Genomic DNA, 25,182 nt, shown 5'->3' with positions numbered 1-25,182 from the left:
TCCCGTGCGGCAGGGTGGGGCAAATCTTCCCGGCCGATCGAAGCGTTCATGCCTCGAATCGACAGCCTACTCATAGACTATTGCGTTGTAGTGAAAGTCACAGCACACGGGAAATGAATGTACACCTGTGCACTGAAATTTTTATTCAAGCCCCAATCGAGGCTTGTTCGGGTGCCTAAGACTGCCGCACTTTCGCCTTTCACGCCAGTCACAGATGGTCCAGTGACCTGTTCTAGTTCACCCAGCGCTGCAGAATCTGCTGCAGATCGATCCTTTTGAACGGCTTGGCCAGGTAATCGTTCATGCCCGCCGCGAGGCAGGCTTCGCGGTCGCCCTGCAACGCGTTGGCCGTCAGGGCGATGATGGGCACCTCGCCGCAGCCCGGCAACTGACGGATCTGCCGCGTGGCTTCGTAGCCATCGATGATGGGCAGCCGGCAATCCATGAGGATCGCCTCGAAAATCAGGCTTTCGGCGCTGCGTACCGCCTGGGCGCCGTCGGTGGCGACACTGACGGTGAAGCCCAGGCTGCGCAGCATGGCTTCGATCACCGTCTGATTGACCGGATTGTCCTCCACCAGCAACACGTTGCGGCCTTCGCCGTCGCCGCTGCCGACGGCCAGTCGCGGCGCCAGGGGCGTTGGCGTCTGGCGCGACAGGGCCAGCGGGATCTCGAGGGTGAACACCGAGCCCCGACCTTCTTCGCTCTGGGCCCGCAGTGTGCCGCCCATGCGTTCGGCCAGGGTACGGGCGATCGGCAGGCCCAGGCCAGTGCCGCCGTAGCGCCGGGAGATCGAACTGTCGGCCTGCTGGAAGGCATCGAACATGCGCTCCAGGCTCTCGGCCGGGATACCGATGCCACTGTCGCGCACCGTGCAGGTGAACCACAGCAGTTCGTGGTCCAGGGCTTGCCATTGGCATTGCACGGTGACGCGGCCTTGCTCGGTGAATTTCAGGGCGTTGCCGATCAGGTTCACCAGAATCTGCCGTATCCGCGTCGGATCGCCCTGGACCTGCAGGGCCTGCATGTCGTCCGGGACCAGCAAGTCCAGGCCCAGCTTGCGCTGCGCGGCGCTGTGCTGAAAAGACTGCGCGCAACTGCCCACCAGCTCCGCCAGGTTGAACGGGATGTGCTCCAGTTCCAGGGCCGAGCGTTCGATGCGCGAGAAGTCGAGGATGTCGTTGATCACCTTCAGCAGGTGTTCGGTGGATTCTGACGCCAGCGCCGTGTACTCGTGCTGCTCGTCGGTCATGCGGGTGGTTTCCAGCAGTTGCAGCATGCCCAGTACGCCGTTCATGGGCGTGCGCAGTTCATGGCTCATCATCGCCAGGAACTCGGACTTTGCGCTGTTGGCTTTTTCGGCCTCTTCGCGGGTCTTGATCAGTTGAGCCATGGCCTGGTGCTGTTCGCGGCTGGCTTGCTCCAGACCGCCGGCCAGGTTGTTGATGTGCCGCGACAAGGCCCCCAGTTCGGCGTCATCGACGATGGGCAGTGGGGTGCTGTAGTCGCCTTGCTGGATGGCCTTGACCGCATTGCCGATGTCGCGGATCGGCCGTGACAGGTTGGTTGCCAGCCGACGCGCCACCAGGAAGGTGAACAACAGGGCGAACAGCGCCAGGATCGCGGCCTTGAACAGGATCTCCTGCTGTCGCTGACTGAAGGCGTCGCTGGACATGCCGACGATCACGCGGCCCAGGTAGTCTTCGCCGGACGCCTCGACGGATGTGCTGTTGCCCTGCAGGAAATCATTGTTCAGGGCAATGCGCTGCAGGCGCACCGGGGCCTGGAAGACTTCGATCTGCTGGGCGCGGCTGCGGGTTTGTTCGGGTTGTTCGACGTACACCAAGACTTTGTCGGTACTGTCCTGGACCTCCAGGAAGCGCACGTGTGGGGTCGCCAGGGTCGCGGTGAGCAGGCTTTCCAGGACTTCGTTGTTGCCGGAAATCACCCCGTACTCCGTGGCGGGAGCCAGTTGGTTGGCGATCAGTTGCCCGGTGTGATTGAGTTCCTGGCGCAAGTCCTGGATCCGCACGAAGGTAAAGAAGCTGATCAGCAGCACGGTCAGCAGCAACGCCGGGCCGAGGGCGATGAGCTGGGTACGGGTGTTGATGTCCCAACGGCGACGCAAGGTCATGGTCGGTGTTCTCCTTCGGCCAACGTTGCCGCGACGGATTCGGCGTCAATCGGTTCGATCCCCAGTGAGCGGGAGACCTGCCGGTTGCCCAGGACTTTGAAGCGGTCTGGATACAGCGTGCGCGGCCAGGTCGTGGCGGGGCGGTCGAGCAACTCGTCGAGAATCGCCAGCCAGTCTTGTTGGTCGCTGTAGGTACTGGCCAGGCTGCCGGCCTTGACGAAGGCGGCGCTGGGCCCGATCAGGGCGCGTTGCCGGGCATAGCTGCTGAGCAGCAGGTTCTTTACGGTCTTGGGGTTGTACAAGTCGGGGTCGTCGAGGCCCAACAGCACGTCGCTCTGGCCCAGCAGGTTGTGCAGGGGGCGGCTGTCGTTGGTGTCGTCCCAGCGTTCGCTGACGATGGCCAGGCCCAGTGGTGCCGCGGCTTGTTGGATGTCCTTGAGCAGGAATTCGCTGTGGGTGTCGTAAAGCACGCCGACGCGTCGCACTTGCGGCAGGATGGTGCGGATCAGCCGTAATTGCCGCGCCATCGGTGGATCGCTCCACAGCAGGCTCAGGTGAGCCGGCGTCGTCTCGCCCAGGCGGTCGCGGGCTTGCTGGCGGCTGATACGCAATACCAGGGTGGCCGGTCCCCGGGCGTCTTGCAGGCGCCAGTCGAGGCTGGGCAGGTCAAGCAGGACCAGGCGGACATTGCCCGGCAACTTGTCTGGTGCCGGCAGATTGGCCAGCGGGGTAAACCGCACGCTGTCTTCGGGGCGCAGGGCTTTCAGGGCCTGGGTGAAAGACTGCACGCCGGGGCTGTCCGCGGCACCGGTCAACAGGACTTCGGCCGCCCTAGCCTGGATGGGCGCCAGCCACGCAGTAAACACCAGGCATAGCGCCAGCGTCAGGCGGCCATGAAATGGCGACTTGCGGAGTGGATGCCGAGACATCTAGAACGACAACTCCGCGCTGAAGTACACGACATGGCGGGAGTCGTAGCGGTTGTCGCTGAAGGTGGTGGGCTGGTTGTCCAGGCGTTGTTGCAGGACCCCCGCCAATTCCAGGCTGGCCTTGCCCAGGGGGATACGCCGGGCGAGGCGGGTGTCCACCCGTTCGAAGCGATAGCCGTTCAGGGCGTCGGCGCCGTAATAGAACAGCGCGCTGTTCCAGCCCTGGCCCCAGTCCCGTAGCCAACCGGCCGAGCCGCTGTTGCGGGCGGTCAGTTGCTCGTCGAGGGGGTTGCTGGCCTGGGCATCGACATAGGCGTAGGTCAGGCGCAGACGGTCGGCGCTGGTCACACGCCAGTCGAACTGGGTTTCGGCCCCGGAAAACTGGGATTGGTTGGCGTTGCTGGCGATGTACTGATTGTTGCGCAGCGGCTCGCTGATCATGCCGGTGATTTCGTCATGAAACAGTTTCACGTCAATCGCCAGCCCCAGGTCCACGAAATAACCGTTGTAGCCCAGTTCCCGGGAGCGCATGTGCTCTTGTTCCAGGTTGCCCGGGCCGCGCGTCCGGACGAAGTAACGGGCACTGTTCTGGCCGAAGGCGGCGGGTTGCAGGTTGGTGACCTGATAGCTCCAGTTGACGTTGTTCTCGAACATGTCCGGGGAGCGCACAGCTTCGGAGTACACCGCCCGCAGGCCGTGGCGCGGGGTGATCAGGTAGTTGACCGCGACCCGTGGAGTCAGCGAGCTGCCGGTCAGGCGGGTGTCTTCGAACATCGCGCCGCCCTGCAACAGCCAATGCTCGGTGGCCCGCCATTCGAGCTGGCCGAACAGGCGCCAGGTGGTGTCGTCCAGGGTGCCGTTGAAGTACGTCTCCGAGTCGGCCCGGTCGTAGCGATAGTTGGCCCCAGTGACCAGGCGCAGGCTGTCGGACAGGCTCAGGGTGTCCTGGATCTCCAGGTCGTAACGCGATTCCCGGGCGCTCTGGTCGATATCGCCGCACAGGGTTTGCGAGGCGCCGTTGCGCCACTGGTCGAGCACCTGATTGGCCAACGCCTGTTCCTGTGGCGTGCCGGCTGGCGCGCCGCTGTTGATGTAGCTGGGGATATTGCGCGCCAGCTTCTCGGCATAGTAGGGGTTGAGTTGCCACAGGTCGGTCAGTTGCGGGCTGAAGGACACCTCGGCATCGCAGGCGCGCCAGGTCTGCTGGCGATCCCAGTGTTGAATCGAGCCTTGTACATAAACGCTGTGGTCGGGGTCCAGGTCGAGGTTCCAGCGCAGCGAGCCGGCGTAGTCCTTGGCGATGACGTCGGAGTTATCCCCGGCAGCGGTAATCCCGGCAAACACGGGGCGGTAGGTATAGGGCCGCTGGTTGGTCCCGTCCTTGGCGTTCAATTGCCAGTCGATGCTCTGTCGTTCGTCCAGGGTCTGGCTGACGGCCAGGTTGAAGCGGTTCAGGCGACGACTGTCGCGGTAATCGGCGCCGTTGCGGTCGCTGTCAAAGCCATCGTCTTCCTGGCCGGACAGCGACAGCCGCAGGTCGCCGCCTTCCCAGCCGCTGCCCTGGCTGGCGTACCAGTCGCTGATGCCGCGTTGGCCCCGGGTGATTTTCAGCCGGGTGCCGTGGCTGTCGGCGGGGGCGCGGGTGATGATGTTGACCACTGCCATCAGTGCGTTGGCGCCGTAGCTGACGGTGTTGGGCCCGCGAAAGACTTCGATCCGCTCGATGTCTTCCATGGCCACCGGGATGTCGCTCCAGTCTACCGTTGCCAACCCGGCGCGATACACCGAGCGGCCATCGATCAGCACCTGCATGCGGCGGGCTTCGCTGGCGTTGGTGCCGTGGTAGTTCACGGTGGCCTGGTTGCCGCTGATGTTGCCGACCATCATGCCCGGCACCAGGCGCAGCAGTTCGCTGATATCGCGGGCGCCGCTGGCCTTGATCAACTCGCTGTCGAGCACGGTCATGCTGCCCGGCACCGCCGCTGGCGATTGCTTCAGGCGCGTGGCCGTCAGCACCTGGGGCAGGGGCTGGCTGTCCACGAACAAGTCGTCGCCTAGCACTGGCGGGCTGATGATCAGTGCCAATAACAGGGACGAACCTGGACGGGAGGGGCCAACGGACACGGCACAGCCTTTGATAATGGGAGGATGGCGGGCATGTTAACCGAGCTGAACGACTTTTCCATTCACGTTGACAGCATTTTCCTAGGAATTGATGGTCAGCTTCCTACAGCTGGCGGTAATTGTTGCCGGGGCTGGTCGCGATCTGGCCGCTCCGTATAATGCCCCGCATTGCCACTTGGTATGGATGAACGGATTGCATATGACTGAACAGCGCCCGATTGCGGTCCTGGGGGGCGGAAGTTTCGGTACCGCCGTGGCTAACCTGCTGGCCGAGAATGGTCACCCGGTGCGCCAGTGGATGCGTGACCCGGAGCAGGCCGAGGCCATCCGGGTCAACCGCGAGAACCCGCGTTACCTGAAGGGCATCAAGATCCGCCCGGAAGTGGAACCGGTGACTGACTTGCAGGCAACCCTGGAGGGTAGCGACCTGTTCTTCGTCGCCTTGCCGTCCAGCGCCTTGCGTTCGGTACTGGCGCCCTATGCCGAGCGCTTGAGCGGCAAGCTGTTGGTGAGCCTGACCAAGGGCATCGAAGCCCAGACCTTCAAGCTGATGAGCGAGATTCTCGAAGAAATCGCACCCAAGGCCCGGATCGGTGTGATCTCCGGGCCGAACCTGGCACGGGAAATCGCCGAGCACGCCCTGACCGCCACGGTGGTCGCCAGTGAAGATGAAGAGCTGTGCCAACGGGTCCAGGCCGCCTTGCATGGCCGCACCTTTCGGGTCTACGCCAGTGCCGACCGTTTCGGTGTGGAACTGGGAGGGGCGTTGAAGAACGTCTATGCGATCATTGCCGGCATGGCGGTGGCGCTGGGCATGGGCGAGAACACCAAGAGCATGCTGATCACCCGTGCGCTGGCGGAAATGACCCGTTTCGCCGTCAGCCAGGGCGCCAATCCGATGACCTTCCTGGGACTGGCCGGCGTGGGCGACCTGATCGTCACCTGTTCCTCGCCCAAGAGTCGCAATTACCAGGTCGGTTTTGCCCTCGGCCAAGGCTTGAGTCTCGATGAGGCCGTGTCGCGCCTGGGGGAGGTGGCCGAAGGGGTCAACACCCTCAAGGTGCTCAAGGCAAAATCCCAGGAGGCGGGAGTGTACATGCCGCTGGTCGCCGGGCTGCACGCGATTCTGTTCGAAGGGCGCACGCTTGAACAGGTGATCGAGTTGTTGATGCGTGGCGAACCGAAGACCGACGTCGATTTCATTTCCACCAGCGGTTTCAATTGAACCGCTATTGATCGCAAGCAGGAGCGAGCCATGAACGATCCGCAAGGGCAACCCCAATACGAATCCATCCTGCTGCGTGTGCTGTGGATGGTGATTTATCTGCTGGTCTGGCAGGTGGCGCAATTCATCCTCGGTGCCGTGGTGCTGGTGCAATTGATCTATCGGCTGATCTACGGCGCGCCCAGTGCCAGCCTGATGAATTTCGGCGACAGCCTGAGCCAGTTCCTGGCCCAGATCGGCCGTTTCGGCACTTTCCACAGCGACCAGAAACCCTGGCCGTTCGCGGACTGGCCGACTCCGCGCACGCCTGAAGGCGAAGCCCCTCACACCGTGGCACCGGCTCCGCATCCCGTTCGGGACGAGGAACCGAAGCTATGAAATTGTGGGTATTGCGCCATGGTGAGGCTGAGCCGTACGGTGCCCGTCCCGATCCGGAGCGGGCCCTGACGGCTCACGGTCGCGAGGAAGTGTTGCGCAGTGCCGCGCATTTGATCGGCCAGCCGCTGACCGCCATTTACGCCAGCCCCTATTTGCGCGCCCAGCAGACCGCACAACTGGTGCGCGAAGCGCTGGGTTTTCAGCCTGAGCTGATCACGGTGAACTGGCTCACGCCGGACACCCGGCCGCAAAAAGTCCTGGAGCGCCTCGAGGACCAGGACAATGTGCTGCTGGTCAGTCATAACCCTTTGGTGGGCAGCCTGCTGGGCTTTCTGCAACACGGCCACCTGCAACACCCCGAGCAAGTGCAAACCGCCGGGCTGGCTGAGCTGGAAGGCGACATGCCGCTGGCCGGAACGATGAGGCTCAAAGGGATCAGGTATCCCTGAACCGGTCGATTGCAGCACTGGGCAAAACAACAATCACACAGGAAGGGCAACGATGAGTCTGTGGCGCACCACCCCCAACATCGAGCAACTGAACGCCGCCGGTAGAAACACCATCAGCGAGGTGCTGGACATTCGTTTCGAGTCTTTCGACGACGAATCCCTGACCGCCAGCATGGTGGTCGATCAGCGCACCCACCAGCCGTTCGGCCTGCTGCATGGCGGTGCTTCGGTGGTGCTGGCCGAAACGGTCGGGTCCATGGCCGCCTATCTCTGTGTCGATGCCAGCAAGTTCTACTGCGTGGGCCTGGAAATCAATGCCAACCATCTGCGCGGCGTGCGCAGCGGACGGGTGACCGCCACGGCCCGGATGGTTCATCTGGGCCGCACCACCCAGGTCTGGGACATCCGCCTGGTCAATGACGAGGGCAAGGTCAACTGTGTGTCGCGCCTGACCATGGCGGTGGTGCCGCTGGGCGAGCAACCGCCGGCGCGTTGATGCTCTAGTGGGATGCAATCCTGTGGTGAGGGGATTTTCTGTGGGAGCAAGGCTTGCCCGCGATGGAGTCGACGCGCAACACCTGATCCACCCCAGCGTCTGCATCGCGGGCAAGCCTTGCTCCCACAAGTCTCCTCGCCACATGGGGCAGTGCTCACAGCTTGATAGCCCCATAGCCCAACCCCGACTGTCATCATTCCTGTCAGTTACGGTCATTGCCGTGCCGTCGGGTTCTGCGGACAATCTGCCCCAGTTCCCCCAATGGATCGGCTGTCATGTCGCAACAGATATTTTTCACCCACGCCAATGGTTTTCCTTCGGCCACCTACGGCAAGCTGTTCGCTGCCCTGGCGCCGCAGTACCAGGTCGCGCATCTGGAGTTGCACGGGCATGACCCGCGTTTCCCGGTGGACGATAACTGGCACAACCTGGTGGATGAACTGATCCATCACCTGGAACAGCAACCGGCGCCGGTATGGGGCGTCGGGCATTCCCTGGGTGGTGTGCTGCACCTGCACGCGGCGTTGCGTTGCCCACAGCTGTATCGCGGCGTGGTCATGCTCGATTCGCCGGTGCTGACCCGTACCGACCAGTGGGTGATCCTGGCCGCCAAGCGCCTGGGTTTCATCGACCGCCTGACCCCGGCTGGCCGGACCCTGGGGCGGCGTGAGGAGTTCGCTGACCTGGCGTCGGCCCGAGAGTATTTTGCCGGCAAGACCCTGTTCCGCGGTTTTGACCCGGAATGCTTCGACGCCTACCTGCAACACGGCTTGCAACAAGTCGGCGACCGATTGCGGCTGCGCTTTGACCCCGCCACTGAAATCAGTATCTACCGCGGCGTGCCGCACACCAGTCCCGGGCGACCCCGCAAGCTCAAGGTGCCGCTGGCAGTGGTGCGCGGCCGGCAGAGTCGCGTGGTGATGCGTCATCACACCCGTTCGGTGGGGCGCATGCCCCATGGTGAGTCCCTGAGCATGCCCGGCGGCCATATGTTCCCCCTCGAACGTCCACAGGACACGGCCAACCTGCTCAAGAACCTGTTCCAGCGTTGGGAAGGGCGCAGCGCATGAGTGTGGTCGAGGAAGTCCGCCTGAGCCTGCCTCACATCGAGCTGGCGGCCCACTTGTTCGGCCCGGAAGCCGGGCTGCCGGTGATTGCCCTGCACGGTTGGCTGGACAACGCCAACAGCTTCGCCCGCCTGGCGCCCAGGCTCGAGGGCCTGCGAGTGATTGCCCTGGACATGGCCGGCCACGGTCACTCCGGGCATCGACCAGCCGGTGCCGGCTATGCCCTCTGGGACTATGCCCATGATGTGCTGCAAGTCGCCGAACAACTGGGCTTGAAGCGTTTCGCCCTGTTGGGGCATTCCATGGGCGCCATTGTGTCGCTGGTGCTGGCCGGTTCCCTGCCGGAACGGGTGACGCACCTGGGCTTGATCGACGGGGTGATTCCTCCTACAGCCAAAGGCGATAACGCCGCCGAACGCATGGGCATGGCCCTGCAGGCGCAGCTGGATTTGCAGCAAAAACGCAAGCCGGTCTACAAAACCCTCGACCGGGCCATCGAGGCGCGGATGAAGGGGCTGGTGGCGGTCAGCCGCGAGGCCGCCGAATTACTGGCCCAACGCGGCCTGATGCCGGTGCCCGGGGGCTATACCTGGCGCACCGACAACCGCCTGACCCTGCCATCGCCCCTGCGCCTGACCGATGAACAGGCCATGGCATTCGTGGCGCGGGTCGCTTGTCCGGCGCATCTGGTGGTGGCGGCCGATGGCATGCTGGCCCAGCACCCGGAGTTGCTGGAGCGTCTACCCTTCAGTCATGAGCAGTTGCCCGGCGGTCATCATTTGCACCTGAACGACGAGGCCGGTGCCGCGCTTGTAGCAGACTGTTTCAATCGGTTCTTCACCGTTCCTTGACTTGCGCCGGGCAACTGTCGAGGCTGAGCGGGTTGAAAGGGAGACAACCATGACAGACCTCTGTTTAGCAGCCTCGCGCTGCATCGACGACGCCCGTTGCGTCCAAGCGTCCCAGGCCAAGCCGATCCAATGAAAGTATCCGTTCATTCACTCGTCCTGCTGGTGCTGGCCTGCCTCAGCCCGGCGTCGTTCGCCGTCGATGTGCCGGGCAGCCGCGACCTGGAGCGCGTGCCGCGCATGCCCGACGCGCAGATTGTCGATTATCGGCAAACCAGCGACCTGGAACGCGTCTACCCCATGGGCTCGATCCGCAAGATCAGCGGTCAGCTGCGTTTCGACGGGCAGGTCGATGCCCGTGGCAATGTCACCTCGGTCACGTACGAACTGCCGCCGGAGCATTCCGCTACCCAGGCCTTTACCGCGGCGCGTGAAGCGCTGCAGAAACAGGGGGCCGAGCTGTTGTTCTGGTGCCAGGCCCGCGATTGCGGCGAAAGCAGCTTGTGGGCCAACGACGTCTTCGGTAATGCCAAACTCTATGGCGCCGACAGTGGCCAGGCCTTCTTGTTGCTGCGCCTGGCGCCGCCGGCGGACAACACGCTGATTGCGCTGTATGCCATCACCCGCGGCAATCGCAAGGCCTACCTGCATGTCGAGCAGTTCGAGGCGAACGCGGCGCTGGGGGACCTGCTGCCGACGTCGGCCACGCTGCTGCGCCAGCTCAAGGACACTGGAGTCCTGGACTTGCCGCGTCTTGCCGGTGAACCCGACGACACCTGGTTGCGCCTGTTGTCCCGGGCGCTGAACCTGGACACGGGCCTGCGGGTCACTATTGCCGGCCCCAGGGCCGAGGCCTGGCTCGAGGCTCTGGCGGGCCAGGGTGTCCGGGCGGCGCGGATGGAGACCGCTAGCGGCGAAGCGGCGGGATTGCACCTGGAGTTGCTGCGCTAAGCTGTCTCGGGGCAGCGGGTTTCACCGCGTTGCTTCGGTCCTGTTCATTTTTTCGAGACCCTACATGCTCAATAACGATCGGCTGTTGGTGCAGATCCTGCTACTGGTGTTGTTCGGCGCAAGCCTCTGGGTCATGGCGCCGTTCTGGTCGGCGCTGTTCTGGGGCGCGGTGCTGGCTTTCGCCAGTTGGCCGCTGATGCGCCTGCTGACTCGCTGGGTCAATGGCCGCGAATCCCTGGCGGCGGCGTTGCTGACGGTGGGCTGGATGCTGCTGGTGGCGGTGCCGCTGGTGTGGTTGGGGTTCAACCTGGCCGACCATGTACGCGATGCCACGGCGTTCATCAAGGACGTGCAGGTCGACGGCTTGCCTGAAGCCCCCGACTGGCTGGCCGGCGTGCCGTTGGTAGGCGGGCGACTGGTAGGCATCTGGAACAGCATCGACCAGCAGGGTGCGGCGATGATGGTGTCCATCAAGCCGTACCTGGGCCAGGTCGGCAATTGGCTGCTGGCCCGCAGCGCGCAGATTGGCGGCGGCATGCTCGAACTGACCCTGAGCATCGTGTTCGTGTTCTTCTTCTATCGCGACGGCCCGCGCCTGGCGGTGTTTGTCCACGGCTTGCTGGAGCGCCTGATCGGCGACCGTGCCGGTTACTACATCGAACTGGTGGCCGGTACGGTGCAGCGGGTGGTCAACGGTGTGATTGGCACGGCGGCGGCCCAGGCCGTGCTGGCGCTGATCGGCTTCTTGATCGCCGGGGTGCCGGGCGCGCTGGTACTGGGTATCGTCACCTTCCTCCTGAGCCTGATCCCCATGGGGCCACCCCTGGTCTGGATCCCCGCCACGGCGTGGCTGGCGTGGAAGGGGGAGTACGGGATGGCGGTGTTCCTCGGCATCTGGGGCACGTTCATCATCAGTGGCGTGGACAACGTGCTCAAACCCTACCTGATCAGCCGTGGCGGAAACCTGCCCTTGGTCATCGTGCTGTTGGGGGTGTTCGGCGGGTTGATCGCCTTCGGCTTCATCGGCCTGTTCATTGGTCCGACCTTGCTGGCGGTGGCGTACAGCCTGTTGACGGACTGGAGCAAAAGCCAGGCGCGGTAACCCACCCCAGAGGCAAGCACAAACCTTTGTGGCGAGGGGATAAATCCCCTCGCCACAAGTGAGTTTCAATCCAGGCTTGCCGGTGAATCAGGTTGCCACGTTCAGGTGTTTACCCACGGTGGCGACGTTATCCAGCGAGTATTGCCGGCTGAGGTTGGCGATCATTCTGTTCAACGCTTCGCTGACATTGGCCTGTTCGGTGGAGCTGTCGCTGCGGCGACCGGCCTGCAAGGCGCTGTTGAATTCGTCGCTGCTGACACCACCGCTGCTGTCGCTGTCGAGTGCTTCCATCAGCATCGCGCTGGTGTCGGTGCTCGTGGACGTACCGTTGCTGGCCTGCAAGGCGCTGCTCAGTTCGCTGGCGGTGACGGTGGCGTCGCCATCGGCATCGAGCTGGCTGAACAGCTCTTCACTGGAGGTCTGTTGCGGTGGTGGCGGTGGCGCAAGGCTGGCGGCGAGTTCGTCAAGGCTGACAGTGCCGTCCTCGTTCTTGTCCAAGGCCGAGAACACTTGCTGGCTGTCGGCATCGCTGTCCGTGCTGGCCAGGCCGTTGCTCAACTCATCGCTGCTGACCACACCATCACCGTCGGTGTCCAGGACGCTGAGCAGCGCATCAGCCAGTTCGGTATTTGGCGCCTGGTCTCGTGGCGGCGGAGGTGGCGGCGCCATTGCGGCCATTTCCTCGCCGCTCAGGTCACCGCTGCCGTCACTGTCCAGGTCGCCGAAATTGTCGCTCAGGCTGACCAGGATGCCATCGTCGCTTTTTTGCGACAGGGCGGTGCTCAACTCTTCCTGATTGACCGAACCGTCGCCGTCACTGTCGAGCTTGCTCAGCAGTTCCTTTTGAAACTGCTGGCTGCGGGCACTGCTGGTTGCGGTACTGCTGGTGCTGGTATAGGTCGAGTAACTGCTGACGCTACCAATCATGGGCGCTCTCCTTGGGCTGGGATAGCCGGTGGGTGCACCGGCTTATGCAGCCTCGGCGGGGTAGTTGTCGTGGGTATGTGGAGTTTGTACCGGTGGCTGTACAAAACCTTCAGATCGACGCTCCCACAGGTGATAGGTGTGTTCTCACGTACGAGGCAGGCTGATCACCGCCGTCAACCCACCCCCTGGCGTCTCTTCCAGGGTCAATTGTCCGTCCAGGCGTTCGGCGGCTTCCCGGGCGATGGTCATGCCCAGGCCAACACCGCCGGAATTTCGGTTGCGCGAGCCTTCCAGGCGATAGAAGGGCTCGAACACGGCTTCGCGTTTGTCTGCGGCAATACCGGGACCGTGGTCGATGACCCGGATCAGAACCCGTTGAGGCTGGTCCTCCAGGGTAATCTCTGCATGGCCGGCGTAGCGCAGGGCATTGTCGATGAGATTGTTGAGGCACGAGCGCAGCGCCATCGGTTGTACTCGCAGGGGGGCGCAGCTGCCGCTGACGTGCACATCGGCGCCCCGGTCCTGGGCGTTTTCGCTCAACGATTCCGCCAAGGCCTGCACATCCATCCATTGCAGCTCTTCACTGGTGCGCTGTTCGTGCAAGTAGGTGAGGGTGGCATCGAGCATGCCGATCATGTCGTCCAGGTCCTGGCGCATCTGGCTTTGCAGCTTGACGTCATCGATCTGCTCAAGGCGCAACTTGAGCCGCGAAAGCGGCGTGCGCAGATCATGGGACACGGCGCCGAGCATGCGCGAACGTTGCTGCACTTGCTCGCGGATCCGCTTCTGCATCAGGTTGAACGTATGCGCCGCCTGACGCGCCTCACGGGGCCCGTTTTCATCCAGCGGCGGGCTGTCGAGGTTTTCGCTCAGGCGCTCGGCCGCCTCGCTCAGGCGCTGGATTGGTCGGGTCAGGAGTTTGGCGCCGTACCAGGCCGCGACGATCAGGAACACGAATTGAAAGGTCAACGGCACCACCGGGCCACCGAACCAGGGACGTGGTGGACGGTTGGGGGGCGGGCCATATCGCGGAGGGGCTTCGCCTTGTTGGTTCATGCCAGGTGGCGGCCCGGGTGGTGGCTGGTCGTAATGGAAAAACCAGGCAAAGGCCAACAGGTGCGCCAGGACAATCGCCAGCAGGAGCACGCCAAACAGGCGGCCGAACAGGGAGTCCAGGCGCAGTCGCATCAACCGATGTCCCGGGCGTCGAACAAGTAGCCTTCACCACGCACGGTCTTGATCAGTTGGGGGGCCTTGGGGTCGTCGCCCAGCTTCTGGCGCAGGCGCGATACAAGCAGGTCGATGCTGCGGTCGAAGGCCTCGATGGAGCGCCCGCGAGCCGCGTCCAGCAGTTGTTCGCGGCTGAGCACCCGGCGCGGCCGTTCGATGAAGACCCACAGCAGGCGGAACTCGGCGTTGGACAGCGGCACCACCAGCCCGTCGGCGGAGATCAGTTGGCGCAGCACGCTGTTGAGCCGCCAGTTGTCGAAACGGATATTGGCCCGCTGCTCGGTACGGTCGTCGCGCACCCGGCGCAGGATGGTCTGGATACGCGCCACCAGTTCCCTGGGTTCGAACGGCTTGGCCATGTAGTCATCGGCGCCCAGTTCCAGGCCAATGATGCGGTCGGTGGGCTCGCAGCGAGCGGTGAGCATCAGGATCGGGATGTCCGATTCTGCACGCAGCCAGCGGCACAGTTGCAGACCGTCTTCCCCCGGTAGCATCAGGTCTAGCACGATCACGTCGAAGTGCTCGGCCTGCATCACCTGGCGCATCGCGGCGCCATCGCTCACGCCGCTGGCCCGTATGCTGAAGCGGGCCAGGTAATCGATCAGCAGCTCGCGGATCGGCACATCGTCATCGACGATCAGCGCGCGGGTACTCCAGCGCTTGTCATCGTCGGGCACTTTTTGATCGTCAGAATTTGCAACAGGGGTGTTCTGCATGGATGCATCATCTGCCAGGTAAGCTGCCAACCGCAAAGAAGGCGGCGAGGTTGAGGCTTCAGCATAGGCTTCGCGCCGCAGGGCGTGAAGCGCTGAAAGGACGGGTTGCGGCGCCAGACGGTAGCGTGTCGGCGTGTTGCGCGCATGTCATGAATGTATCGGCTTAGACACAAAGGCCGGTATCGTCCATGCTGCTCTGGACGCGATGATGATTTACCGATTATCGGGTCCCGCACGGGCGCTGGTTCCGCTACAATGCGCGCCGATTTCGACTTGCCTGAGAGCCCGCTCATGTCCGCCTGCCAGACGCCCATTATCGTCGCCCTGGATTTCCCTACCCGTGACGCCGCCCTGAAGTTGGCCGACCAGTTGGACCCCAAGCTCTGCCGGGTCAAAGTCGGCAAGGAACTGTTCACCAGTTGCGCTTCGGAAATCGTCGGGACCTTGCGTGACAAGGGTTTCGAAGTGTTCCTGGACCTGAAATTCCACGATATCCCCAACACCACCGCCATGGCCGTCAAGGCTGCCGCGGAGATGGGCGTGTGGATGGTCAACGTGCATTGCTCCGGCGGCCTGCGCATGATGGCAGCCTGCCGTGAAGTGCTGGACCAGCGCAGTGGGCCGAAACCGTTGCTGATCGGCGTGACCGTGCTGACCAGCATGGAGCGCGAGGACCTGGCCGGGATCGGCCTGGACATCGAGCCTCAGGAGCAGGTGCTGCGGCTGGCGGCGCTGGCGCAGAAGGCCGGCCTGGACGGCTTGGTCTGTTCGGCCCTGGAAGCCAGCGCCTTGAAAGCGGCCCATCCGTCGCTGCAACTGGTGACCCCGGGGATTCGCCCGGCGGGCAGCGCCCAGGACGACCAGCGTCGTATCCTGACTCCGCGCCAGGCATTGGACGCTGGGTCCGATTACCTGGTGATCGGCCGTCCGATCAGCCAGGCGGCCGATCCGGCCAAGGCGTTGGCGGCGGTCGTGGCCGAGCTGGCCTGAGTAAACCCTGAAGATCCCTTGTGGGAGCGAGCAAGCCCGCTCCCACAGGTGTTTTGTGACTAGACCTTAAGTACCAGTTTCCCGAAATTCTCCCCACTGAACAATTTGGTCAGTGTCTCGGGGAACGTTTCCAGCCCTTCGACGATGTCTTCCTTGCTTTTGAGCTGCCCCTTGGCCATCCAGCCGGCCATTTCCTGCCCGGCGGCGGCGAACTGCGCGGCGTAGTCCATGACCACGAAACCTTCCATGCGCGCCCGATTGACCAGCAGCGACAGGTAGTTGGCGGGGCCCTTCACCGCTTCCGTGTTGTTGTACTGGCTGATGGCGCCGCAAATCACCACGCGGGCCTTGAGGTTCAAACGGCTGAGCACGGCGTCGAGGATGTCGCCCCCGACGTTGTCGAAATACACATCCACGCCTTTGGGGCATTCGCGCTTGAGGCCGGCGTGGACGTCTTCGTTCTTGTAGTCGATGACGCCGTCGAAGCCCAGCTCATCGATCAGGAACTTGCATTTATCGGCTCCGCCAGCGATGCCCACCACACGACAGCCTTTGATCTTGGCGATCTGCCCGGCAATGCTCCCCACCGCCCCGGCGGCACCCGACAGCACCACGGTCTCGCCGGCCTTGGGCGCGCCGACGTCCAGCAGGGCGAAATAGGCGGTCATGCCGGTCATGCCCAGCGCGGACAAATAACGTGGCAGCGGCGCCAGTTTCGGATCGACCTTGTAGAAACCTCTTGGCTCGCCGAGGAAATAATCCTGCACGCCCAACGCACCGTTGACGTAGTCCCCGACCGCGAACCCAGGGTTGTTCGAGGCGATCACCTGGCCGACACCCAATGCCCGCATCACTTCACCGATGCCGACCGGCGGGATGTAGGACTTGCCCTCGTTCATCCAGCCGCGCATGGCCGGATCCAGGGACAGGTATTCGTTCTTTACCAGGATCTGGCCGGCTGCCGGCTCGCCGACCGGGACTTGTCGATAGGTGAAAGTCTCACGGGTCGCCGCGCCTACCGGGCGTTTGGCGAGCAGGAACTGGCGATTGGTCTGGGCAGTCATGGCTGGCACTCAAGATGAATGGAGTCTTGTTGATAGACCTTCGAAGCGTTTGCCGCAAGGTTTGCTGATCCAGCGAATGCAGTTCGATCCAAGCCGGTGATAGTTCGCCCCAGGGCCTTATCACTGGCGCCCATGAATGCTCAAACGGCAATTGGATAGTGCTGCCGCGTCCTCGAGACCTGTGACTAGACTGTCGGCATCCCCCGCATTCTTCGAGGAACAGACAATGAGCATGACGTTTTCCGGACAAGTCGCCGTGGTCACGGGCGCAGCCGCAGGCATTGGCCGCGCCACTGCCCTGGCGTTCGCGGCCGAGGGCCTGAAAGTGGTGGTGGCTGACCTGGACGTGGCGGGCGGCGAGGGCACGGCGCAGTCGATTCGGGAGGCGGGCGGCGAGGCAGTATTCGTGCGCTGCAACGTGACGTTGGAAAGCGACGTACAGCATCTGATGAACGAGGTGATCAATACCTACGGTCGCCTGGATTATGCCTTCAATAACGCCGGGATCGAGATCGAGAAGGGCAAGTTGGCCGACGGTACCCTTGATGAGTTCGACGCGATCATGGGGGTCAATGTGAAGGGCGTCTGGCTGTGCATGAAGTACCAGTTGCCGCTATTGCTCGCCCAGGGCGGCGGCGCGATCGTCAATACGGCCTCGGTGGCTGGCCTGGGTGCCGCGCCGAAGATGAGTATCTATGCAGCGTCCAAGCATGCCGTGATCGGCCTGACCAAATCGGCCGCCATCGAGTACGCAAAGAAGAAAATCCGCGTGAATGCGGTCTGCCCGGCGGTGATCGACACCGACATGTTCCGTCGTGCCTATGAGGCGGACCCGAAAAAAGGCGAGTTCGCCAATGCCATGCACCCGGTGGGGCGTATTGGCAAAGTCGAGGAAATCGCCAGCGCTGTGTTGTATTTGTGCAGTGATGGTGCAGCGTTCACCACAGGGCATTCCCTGGCGGTGGACGGCGGGGTTACGGCTTTCTGAGGACGGTCTGCCAAGACTGTAGGAAATAGCCCGCACTGGTTGCGGGCTTTTTCTTGGGCGGCGCAAAAGTTCTTGGAAGGGACCATCAATGTGTTTCAAAGAGTGAGAATCAGCGGTTTTGATGTTGTTGTCTTACATCGTCTGGCGGCGGCCTGTGCTTAACTGTTTCCGGAAATAAAACAAACGCTTAGGAGCTTGGTTACTCATGGAATTGAGAATCGACCGACAGGCCCTGGTGCCCGTCGTGCAGCAAATTGTCGACGGGCTGGCGGGCTGGATCCGACAGGATGCGGTGCAACCGGGGACTCGACTGCCATCCGTCCGCCAACTGGCGCGGCAGAACCTGCTCAGCCAGTCCAGCGTCAATGAAGCGTGCGAACGCCTGGTCGCCCAAGGCCTGTTGGCGTCCCGCCATGGTTCCAGCTTCTTTGTCGCACCACCCCTTTCCCCCGTGCACGAGCCCACTGACCAGAATCGACAGCGAGATGCGCTTGCCGATGGGGGCGAAAGCGCGCAACGGGAATTGAAGTTGGGGTGTGGCGGGCTGCCCGAGAGCTGGCGTGAAAGTGATGACCTGGGTTATGCGATCCGTCAGGTCACCCGTACCGACATGGCGGGGTTGTTCAACTACAGCACGCCGTTGGGGCTGCCCGCCCTGCGCGAGCAACTGTCCAGGCGTCTGAAACAATTCAGTATCGAGGCCGATAAAAACCTGATCCTGACCACCACCGGGGCGACCCATGGGTTGGACCTCATCGTACGGACACTGTTGCCGCCAGGCTCCTGTGTGGTGGTGGAGAGTCCCGGCTATTCAAACCTGTTCGACCTGCTCAAGCTGCACAAGATCGACATGATCGAACTGCCCAGGACTCCGCGCGGCCCGGACGTCGATGCGCTGCAAGACCTGCTGGCGATGCACCGGCCTGCTGCGTTGTTCGTCAACAGTGCCTGCCATAACCCGACCGGTAGCAGCCTGGCTCCGGCCGTCGCTCAACGGCTGCTGCAACTGACGAAGGAACACGCCGTGCTGGTGATCGAAGACGATGCTTATGGCGACTTCCAGAGCTCGGCACGGACCCGGCTGGCGGCGCTGGATCCCGATGTGGTCTACGTGGGCAGTTTCTCGAAAACCCTGAGCAGCTCGTTGCGCGTCGGTTTCGTGGTGGCCGGGCCATCCATCATCGCGCGGCTGAGCGAGGTCAAGGGCATTACCAGCATGGGTGGGTCGCGGTTCTGTGAGTCGGTCCTTGCCTGCCTCCTGGCCAATGGGGCCTATCGCAAGCTGGTCCAACGCCAGCGCCAGCGCCTGGGCGCCGATATGGGGGTGTTGTTGCAGGTATTGGAGGACGCCGACTGGGAGGTCTTTGGCAAACCGGCCGGTGGGCTTTTCATCTGGGCAAGACCGCCATTGTGTGACTACGCTGGAGTGCAGCGCCTGGCCAAGCGGTTCGGCGTGCAGCTGTCTTCGCGTACAGCGTTCAGCCCTTCGGGCGCCGACAGCGACTGGCTACGGATCAACGTGGCCTATGCCCGGGACCCCAGAGCGCAGGCATTCTTTCGGGCCACGGCTCTGGATCGACCTCGAGTGTCCTGAAAACGACGCGGCTGTAGCTTTTTGCCATTATTCCGACGCCAGCATCTTGTGTTGCAGGGCGTCTCGTTGCGAATCTGCGATCAACACACACTGGCAGAGGACTGAGCGCAATGATTTCGGCCGTGCAAGGACGTTTTGCCAACCTGGGTATGGCAAAGAAACTGGGTATCGGGTTTGTCCTGGTGTTGCTGCTGACCGCCGTGGTCGCGGCCATCGGTGTCTGGTCCCTGCAGACCATCAGTTATCGATTCGACGGCCTGAAACAGATGTCGTCCCTCAACAGCGGATTGCTCAAGGTCCGGCTGCTGGAGCAGGAATACGCCTCGCGTTCCGACCCCAAGACCGCCGACGCCCTGCGCCAGGGTGTCGATGGGCTGGTGGCCCAGGCGAACGAACTCAAGGTGCAGTCGGCTGCCAACGTACCAGTGATGAACGACGTGGAGCAGGCGCTGGCCGCGTATCGCAAGGCGTTCGACGAATTTGTCGGATTGAGCCAGAGCAAGGACCTGGCGCTGGAAATGGCCAGTTGGTCGGTGTCCAGCGTCGCCAATAACCTGGACGTGTTGCAGGCCGGGCTGGCGGATGACGGCGCCTATACCTTGAAAGACACCGAAGGCAAGGAGGGGGCCGAGTTCATCGAGCAGGCCAACCAGGTCAGCGAAGTGTCGCGGTTGATGTTGCAAGCCATGAATGAAGCGCGGGTCCGCTTGGATCAGAGCCGCAAGGGCAATGTCGAGGGCGCCGGGCAAGGCAGCATCGAGCAGGCCGAGCAGGCGATGAAACTGGCCGAAGCGCTCAAGACCACCGTCAAGGACCCGGGTTACCAGACCGTTCTGAATGAAGTGGCCGGGCATATTGGCGGTTTCAATGATCAACTGGCCGAATACACCGGTCTGTTGGCAAAGGAAAAAGTCGTCTACCAGCAACTGCACGAGCGCGCCGCCCAGGTGGTGGAGCGGGTGGACCAGGCCTTCAGTGCCGAAGACCATGCCATGCAGGCCGAACTGAAGAAAAACTCGCTGCTGATCATCGGTTCGTCGGCCTTGGCGTTGCTGGTGGGATTGATCGCGGCGTGGGTCATCACCCGGCTGATCGTGACGCCGTTGCGCAGTGTCATTCGTGTTGCCCAGCGGATTGCGGCGGGCGACTTGAGCGCCACGGTCGAAGTGACGCGCCGGGACGAAATTGGTCAGTTGATGCAGGCGATGCAACAGATGGGCGCGGGGCTGAGCAGTATCGTCAGCGGCTTGCAGGCCGGTATCGAGCAGTTGGCCAATTCGGCCCAATCGCTGTCGGCCGTGACTGAACAGACCAACCTGGAAGTCAGCAGCCAGAAAGAGGAAACCGAGCAGGTCGCTACGGCGATGAACCAGATGACGGCCACAGTGCATGACGTGGCACGCAACGCCGAAGAAGCGGCCCAAGCGGCCCAGACCGCCGACGACAAGGTCGAAAGCGGTCAGCAGGTGGTGCGTCAGAGCATGGTGCGCATCGAGCAATTGGCCGATTCGGCCACGTCGGCCAGTTCCAGCATCGAAAGCCTCAGTGCCGAGATCCAGAACATCGGTACGGTGCTGAGCGTGATCAAGAGCGTGGCCGAGCAAACCAACCTGTTGGCGCTCAATGCCGCTATCGAGGCAGCCCGGGCCGGGGAGCAGGGCAGGGGCTTCGCGGTCGTGGCCGATGAAGTGCGGGCATTGGCCAGGCGTACGCAACAGTCCACCGAGGAAATCGAGCGACTGGTGAGCGCCTTGCGCTCAGCGGCCCAGGCTTCCGTGCAGCAGATCCAGAGCAGTGGCGAGTTGGTGAAAATGGCCGTCAGTGATGCACTGCAGACCGAAAGCGCCTTGGGCAGTATTGCGGCAGCGGTGTCGTTGATCCAGCAGATGAACCAACAGATCGCGGCGGCGGCCGAGCAGCAGAGTTCGGTGGCCGAAGAGATCAATCGCAGTGTCACCAGCATACGCGCCAGTGCCGATCAATCCTCCCTGGCGATGCGCGGCAATGCCGCTTCCAGCATTGAGCTGGCGCAGTTGGGGGTTGAGCTCAAGGGGATGGTGGGGCATTTCAAGTTGTAAGCCGTGGCGAGGGAGCTTGCTCCCGTTTGGGGGCGAAGCCCCCATCACTAAAGGGCTAGCGCGCCCGAAGCGTCGGACCGGCCCAGCGGGAGCAAGCTCCCTCGCCACAAGGGAACCCGATCCGGCCCTCCAACCTCAGTCGTAGACCTTTTTCTTCTTCCACTCGTCGTTTATTTCGTCGTCCTTCAAACCTTCGGTCAACTGGTTGACCTCGCCTTCGACCGGCTGGGTGCTGGCCAGGACCTGGGCATTGGCGCGGGCCAGGAGTTTCTCCAGGTAGGCCAGTTGTTCGGCGTAGACCTGGGGTTCCTGTTGCTTGCGCAGGTACTGCACGCCGCGCTCGAAGGCCAGGCGGGCCTGTCCAGGCTGTTCTTGCTGCAGGGCTTGCTGGCCGAGGTTGTTGAAGAACTCGATGTGCAGCAGCACCAGGATATGTCGGACTTCGCGAATCCAGCGCTTGGCTTCGTTAGGCGGCAGGAAACCATCCTGGGCGGCGCGGGTGATCTGGCCGTGCAAGGCCTCGAGCAGGAAACGTACGTCCTTGGCCTTGGCTTCGGTCTGGATCGGCGCCGGCGGATTGTTCACCGGGATCGATTCACCCTGGGCGGCCAGTGCACTCAGCTCGTCCAGGCGTGCCTTGACTGCGGAATTGGTTTTATCCAGGTTCAGCAGGCGCTGGCAGACATTCATCTCAAGGCGCGTCATCAACAACTTCAGGGCCGGCGTCATCAACTGCCCGGGGAAGGTTTCGGTGAGTTCGCCGCAGCGACGCATCCGGTCGTTGAGTTCTACCTTGGTGCGGGCCTTTTCCAGCTTGTTGTTCTCCACCACGTGGTTCATGTAGCCAATGGCGATCAACAGGGCGATCCCGGCTACGACGAGCAGGGTGATCATGAGTGGTGTCACCGGTAAGACCTCTTTATTAGGGTACGCATGTCATGAGTGTAGTGGCTTGGCTTTTAAGCGCATAGGCCCGAGCGACGCGATTAGACGGGCGTCGTGCTGTTTATAGGAAGCACAACCGGGTGGGTGCACATTGCCATCATTTGCCGGGCGCGACTATAGCGCCCCGGCGGGTGACAGAATATAGGCGCCAGAGACTAGACAAGCAAAATGTCCGGATACGTCCCTTAAACAGGGCGAAGTCATTGATTTAAATAAATTTATATCTGGGGGTTGACGACCCTTCAATCCATCCATAGAATGCGCGCCACTTACAGCGTAAAGCACTCAGCCAAACGCTGTAAGCAGTGAATGTTGTACGTGTGTCCCCTTCGTCTAGTGGCCTAGGACACCGCCCTTTCACGGCGGTAACAGGGGTTCGAGTCCCCTAGGGGACGCCAATGCGGGAATAGCTCAGTTGGTAGAGCACGACCTTGCCAAGGTCGGGGTCGCGAGTTCGAGTCTCGTTTCCCGCTCCAATTTTAAACAGCGTTGCTTTCGGGCAAAGCTGAGTGAAACCAGAACCAACTCTTCGGAGGCGGATCTGGGCACTGGAACACACACCATGTGTTCCGGGCAGCGTGTCCCCTTCGTCTAGTGGCCTAGGACACCGCCCTTTCACGGCGGTAACAGGGGTTCGAGTCCCCTAGGGGACGCCATTTGCGGGAATAGCTCAGTTGGTAGAGCACGACCTTGCCAAGGTCGGGGTCGCGAGTTCGAGTCTCGTTTCCCGCTCCAAATTCAAAAAAACGCCGCTCATCGAGCGGCGTTTTTTTATGCGCGTGAAAAAGCCATTTCCGCGCTCACGTGCCTTTAGCCAGTGATTTTCGCTGTCTGAGGGGGGCTGTGGTGCTTTTCCTTAATAATGAAGGTAAAGCGCGAGTACTTCATACAAAACTTAAGGCAAAACCTTTAGGAAGATTAATAGTTCATTCCTAAAAAAAAGCGCTTCTCCTAACCTTCCAGTACCCATTCTGGAGGTGCACTTATGCTGATTTTTGTTAAATCGATGGTCATTGGGCTTTGCATTGCAGCCCCCGTGGGACCCATTGGGCTGTTGTGCATACAGAGAAGTCTCATGCTTGGATGGCGAGCCGGTTTCGCGACGGGATTGGGGGCGGCCACCGCCGATTCGATCTATGGATTCATCGGCGCCCTGGGTATCACGGCCATCATTGCGACGCTCATCAGTTTTAAACCTTGGTTGTGTATCGTTGGTGGGCTGTTCCTCGCCTACATCGGCTATCAAACAATACGGTCGAAAGGTGGCGCGACCGCCATGGCGGGTGAGCGGGCCAATATGTTCAAGGCCTACTCGACCACGCTGTTCCTGACCCTGTCGAACCCCATGACCATCTTGTCGTTCATCGCGATATTTGCCGCGTTGAGTGACGGCATGGCCAGTGATCAGGGCAGCCAGTACTCCGTGCTGCCGATGGTGGCAGGTATATTCCTCGGCTCGGCTGCCTGGTGGTTGGGGTTGAGCGGGTTCTCCTCCATTTTCAAGGCGCGGATTGCTCAATCAAAGCTAAGGTTGATCAACTATCTTTCAGGGGCAACCATCACCATCCTCGGGGCCTACCAGGTGGCCACCGGCGTCATGTTGGCCACAGGAACCTGAATCGGGAGAGTCACAAGGCTTATCCCTCGCCGAGCGATGTATAAGCCTTGGTATCCGTAGGACGTTTTATTGCAGCCTGAACTCGACGTATGCCTTGAAACGGCTTATCGCTTGGGTGATTTCTGAGGTTGTTGCATTGCTGAACGACAGCCTGACCTGGGTGGCAGCCTCATTCATCAGCGAAAACAAGGTGGTGGGAAATACAATCACCTTGAACAGCTTGGCGCATTCGCGCATTTCAGAGTATCCAAAGACGAAAGGCAGTTGCACATTGACGAAGAAGCCACCTGCCGGATGATTCCAGCTGACCGTTCTTTGGGCGCCGACCTTGAGTGGGAATTCCCGCTCAAGGCATTCAAGCATGTGGTTTCTTTTCTTCGTATAAGACAATACCCTGGGGTGGTTCAGCCCTTTCAACGAGTAGTCGTTCTCGATCAGCAAGCCGGCAACGACCGCTTGGCACAGGGCAGGGGTGTTGACGGTGATCAAGCTTTTGGCCTTGCACAATCGGCCGCTGAAGGACATGACCCCAGGGCCCTCTGGGGCGACCACATAGCCCATGCGCAAGCCCGGAAAAATCGACTTGGCAAAGGAGCCCAGCAAGAACACCCGACTGCTGTCGATGGACTTCATGGACGCAATGGCATCACCTTCGTACCTGAAGTAACGGTAGGCCGTGTCTTCCAGAATGAAAAAGTTCTTTTCACTGGCCAAGGAAAGCATGGCGCTCCTGGCGTAGCAGGAAAGGCTGTCGGCGGTCGGATTGCTGAAGTCTGGGACGGCATAGAGTGCTTTGGTTTTTTCCCCTCGGGATTCAAGGTTTTCAACGATCTTGCGCAGGGCGCTCGGATCGAGAAAAGTCGCCATGGGGACGGGGACTATTTTTATGCCCAGCAGTTTTGCGATACCCGTGATCCCGGAAAACACCGGGTCAGGCACTAACAAAACACCGCCGCCTTCAAAGATGGACAGGAGCGTCAAGGTGCAGGCTTCCTGGAAACCCATGCACACCACAATGCTTTCAGGGTTGGAGACGGTTATCCCTTCATCCACCCGCAAATAGGTGGCGATTATTTCATTGATGATTCCAGAGGTTTTTCCATATTGGCAAAGCAGCGTCGCCAGCGAATGCTCGGTGCCGGCAACGTGGTGTTTATAGCGGGCCAGGCCCCTGTCGATGAGCGAAGGGTCGCACTGCTTATCATCAGGGCGACCGGAGGCCAATGAAATGGCCGCTGGGTTTTCTTGGGCGATGGAGTTTAGAAGGTGGATGACGTTCAGGATGGGGTCTTCGAATATCGTGTTTTCGAATGCGCTGGACACTTTCGT

Annotated in this window: 22 protein-coding genes, 4 tRNA genes and 1 pseudogene; 18 read left to right on the top strand and 9 right to left on the bottom strand. The window is 61.8% G+C overall.

Features of this window, described 5'->3' with window-relative positions; genetic code table 11:
- Positions 1-232: 232 nt before the first annotated feature.
- From PBDP_RS21510 to PBDP_RS21500, 3 genes are read right to left on the bottom strand one after another with little or no spacing between them, the layout of a single operon-like run.
- Positions 233-2,134 (bottom strand): ATP-binding protein, encoded by a 1,902-nt coding sequence (locus PBDP_RS21510; RefSeq protein ID WP_109754450.1) that lies wholly within the window; start codon positions 2,132-2,134, stop codon positions 233-235.
- Positions 2,131-3,063, bottom strand: a complete 933-nt coding sequence (locus PBDP_RS21505) for an ABC transporter substrate-binding protein (protein ID WP_212801287.1) — start codon at positions 3,061-3,063, stop codon at positions 2,131-2,133. The genes PBDP_RS21510 and PBDP_RS21505 overlap by 4 nt, the downstream gene beginning before the upstream one ends.
- Entirely contained in the window at positions 3,064-5,187 is a 2,124-nt protein-coding gene (locus PBDP_RS21500; protein ID WP_212801286.1) for a TonB-dependent receptor plug domain-containing protein, read from the bottom strand.
- A 199-nt stretch (positions 5,188-5,386) separates the two neighbouring features.
- Here PBDP_RS21500 and PBDP_RS21495 point away from each other — a divergent pair, with 199 nt between their 5' ends.
- The 8 genes from PBDP_RS21495 (at position 5,387) to PBDP_RS21460 (ending at position 11,703) form a co-directional block, all read left to right on the top strand.
- Entirely contained in the window at positions 5,387-6,412 is a 1,026-nt protein-coding gene (locus PBDP_RS21495) for an NAD(P)H-dependent glycerol-3-phosphate dehydrogenase (RefSeq protein WP_109754447.1), read from the top strand.
- 30 nt (positions 6,413-6,442) lie between these two features.
- Positions 6,443-6,790 carry a DUF4389 domain-containing protein gene (locus PBDP_RS21490; protein WP_109754446.1) on the top strand — a complete coding sequence of 116 codons (348 nt, stop codon included), beginning with the start codon at positions 6,443-6,445 and terminating at the stop codon, positions 6,788-6,790.
- Positions 6,787-7,239, top strand: a complete 453-nt coding sequence (gene sixA / locus PBDP_RS21485; RefSeq protein WP_109754445.1) for a phosphohistidine phosphatase SixA — start codon at positions 6,787-6,789, stop codon at positions 7,237-7,239. The genes PBDP_RS21490 and sixA overlap by 4 nt, the downstream gene beginning before the upstream one ends.
- A gap of 52 nt (positions 7,240-7,291) precedes the next feature.
- The gene (locus PBDP_RS21480; protein WP_024617123.1) at positions 7,292-7,735 is read left to right on the top strand and encodes a hotdog fold thioesterase; all 444 of its coding nucleotides are present in this window, start codon (positions 7,292-7,294) and stop codon (positions 7,733-7,735) included.
- Between the two features lie 275 nt (positions 7,736-8,010).
- Positions 8,011-8,805 (top strand): alpha/beta fold hydrolase, encoded by a 795-nt coding sequence (locus PBDP_RS21475; protein WP_109754444.1) that lies wholly within the window; start codon positions 8,011-8,013, stop codon positions 8,803-8,805.
- Positions 8,802-9,653, top strand: a complete 852-nt coding sequence (locus PBDP_RS21470; RefSeq protein WP_116833176.1) for an alpha/beta hydrolase — start codon at positions 8,802-8,804, stop codon at positions 9,651-9,653. Before PBDP_RS21475 ends, PBDP_RS21470 begins: the two co-directional genes overlap by 4 nt.
- 129 nt (positions 9,654-9,782) lie before the next feature.
- Positions 9,783-10,601, top strand: coding sequence for a DUF4892 domain-containing protein (locus PBDP_RS21465; protein WP_116833175.1), 819 nt, complete (start codon positions 9,783-9,785; stop codon positions 10,599-10,601).
- Positions 10,602-10,665: 64 nt separating this feature from the next.
- Positions 10,666-11,703: an AI-2E family transporter gene (locus PBDP_RS21460; protein WP_109754441.1), complete on the top strand. Its 1,038-nt coding sequence runs from the start codon at positions 10,666-10,668 to the stop codon at positions 11,701-11,703.
- Between the two features lie 87 nt (positions 11,704-11,790).
- Here the strand turns inward: PBDP_RS21460 and xopAW are convergent, their stop codons facing one another.
- The 3 genes from xopAW to PBDP_RS21445 all read right to left on the bottom strand — a co-directional run bounded on the left by xopAW (position 11,791) and on the right by PBDP_RS21445 (position 14,576).
- Positions 11,791-12,630 carry a XopAW family type III secretion system calcium-binding effector gene (xopAW, locus tag PBDP_RS21455; RefSeq protein ID WP_116833174.1) on the bottom strand — a complete coding sequence of 280 codons (840 nt, stop codon included), beginning with the start codon at positions 12,628-12,630 and terminating at the stop codon, positions 11,791-11,793.
- Positions 12,631-12,774: 144 nt separating this feature from the next.
- Entirely contained in the window at positions 12,775-13,818 is a 1,044-nt protein-coding gene (locus tag PBDP_RS21450) for a sensor histidine kinase (protein ID WP_163857326.1), read from the bottom strand.
- Complete coding sequence (locus PBDP_RS21445; RefSeq protein WP_109754438.1) at positions 13,818-14,576, bottom strand: response regulator; 759 nt, start codon at positions 14,574-14,576, stop codon at positions 13,818-13,820. The genes PBDP_RS21450 and PBDP_RS21445 overlap by 1 nt, the downstream gene beginning before the upstream one ends.
- Positions 14,577-14,867: 291 nt before the next feature.
- On the opposite strand from PBDP_RS21445, the gene pyrF reads away from it, so the two are divergent.
- Entirely contained in the window at positions 14,868-15,566 is a 699-nt protein-coding gene (pyrF, locus tag PBDP_RS21440) for an orotidine-5'-phosphate decarboxylase (protein ID WP_160893102.1), read from the top strand.
- A gap of 59 nt (positions 15,567-15,625) precedes the next feature.
- Here the strand turns inward: pyrF and PBDP_RS21435 are convergent, their stop codons facing one another.
- Complete coding sequence (locus tag PBDP_RS21435; RefSeq protein WP_163857329.1) at positions 15,626-16,630, bottom strand: NADP-dependent oxidoreductase; 1,005 nt, start codon at positions 16,628-16,630, stop codon at positions 15,626-15,628.
- A 226-nt stretch (positions 16,631-16,856) separates the two neighbouring features.
- Between PBDP_RS21435 and PBDP_RS21430 the strand changes: the two genes are divergently transcribed.
- From PBDP_RS21430 to PBDP_RS30400, 4 genes and pseudogenes are all read left to right on the top strand, one after another.
- Positions 16,857-17,618, top strand: a complete 762-nt coding sequence (locus PBDP_RS21430; RefSeq protein ID WP_109754436.1) for an SDR family oxidoreductase — start codon at positions 16,857-16,859, stop codon at positions 17,616-17,618.
- 205 nt (positions 17,619-17,823) lie between these two features.
- Complete coding sequence (locus PBDP_RS21425; RefSeq protein WP_212801285.1) at positions 17,824-19,212, top strand: aminotransferase-like domain-containing protein; 1,389 nt, start codon at positions 17,824-17,826, stop codon at positions 19,210-19,212.
- Between the two features lie 110 nt (positions 19,213-19,322).
- Positions 19,323-20,381 (top strand): annotated as a pseudogene (locus PBDP_RS30405) (HAMP domain-containing protein); the annotation flags it as partial.
- A gap of 27 nt (positions 20,382-20,408) precedes the next feature.
- A complete protein-coding gene (locus tag PBDP_RS30400; protein ID WP_371128556.1) occupies positions 20,409-21,290 on the top strand; it encodes a methyl-accepting chemotaxis protein in 882 nt (293 codons plus the stop codon).
- A gap of 135 nt (positions 21,291-21,425) precedes the next feature.
- Here PBDP_RS30400 and PBDP_RS21415 read toward each other — a convergent pair whose 3' ends face one another.
- Positions 21,426-22,184: a hypothetical protein gene (locus PBDP_RS21415; RefSeq protein ID WP_109754433.1), complete on the bottom strand. Its 759-nt coding sequence runs from the start codon at positions 22,182-22,184 to the stop codon at positions 21,426-21,428.
- A 373-nt stretch (positions 22,185-22,557) separates the two neighbouring features.
- Here PBDP_RS21415 and PBDP_RS21410 point away from each other — a divergent pair.
- The 5 genes from PBDP_RS21410 (at position 22,558) to PBDP_RS21390 (ending at position 23,853) form a co-directional block, all read left to right on the top strand.
- Positions 22,558-22,633, top strand: a tRNA-Glu gene (locus PBDP_RS21410).
- Positions 22,634-22,635: 2 nt separating this feature from the next.
- Positions 22,636-22,711: transfer RNA gene (locus PBDP_RS21405), tRNA-Gly, on the top strand.
- A gap of 104 nt (positions 22,712-22,815) precedes the next feature.
- Positions 22,816-22,891 (top strand) — tRNA-Glu (locus tag PBDP_RS21400).
- A 3-nt stretch (positions 22,892-22,894) separates the two neighbouring features.
- Positions 22,895-22,970, top strand: a tRNA-Gly gene (locus PBDP_RS21395).
- Positions 22,971-23,220: 250 nt separating this feature from the next.
- Complete coding sequence (locus PBDP_RS21390) at positions 23,221-23,853, top strand: LysE family translocator (protein WP_109754432.1); 633 nt, start codon at positions 23,221-23,223, stop codon at positions 23,851-23,853.
- A gap of 66 nt (positions 23,854-23,919) precedes the next feature.
- Here the strand turns inward: PBDP_RS21390 and PBDP_RS21385 are convergent, their stop codons facing one another.
- Positions 23,920-25,176, bottom strand: coding sequence for an aminotransferase-like domain-containing protein (locus PBDP_RS21385; protein ID WP_109754431.1), 1,257 nt, complete (start codon positions 25,174-25,176; stop codon positions 23,920-23,922).
- Between the last annotated feature and the right edge of the window lie 6 nt (positions 25,177-25,182).

The sequence above is a fragment of the Pseudomonas sp. St290 genome, assembly GCF_018325805.1.
GTDB classification, from domain to species: Bacteria; Pseudomonadota; Gammaproteobacteria; order Pseudomonadales; family Pseudomonadaceae; genus Aquipseudomonas; species Aquipseudomonas bijieensis.
This window is presented reverse-complemented; position numbering and strand designations above follow the sequence as displayed.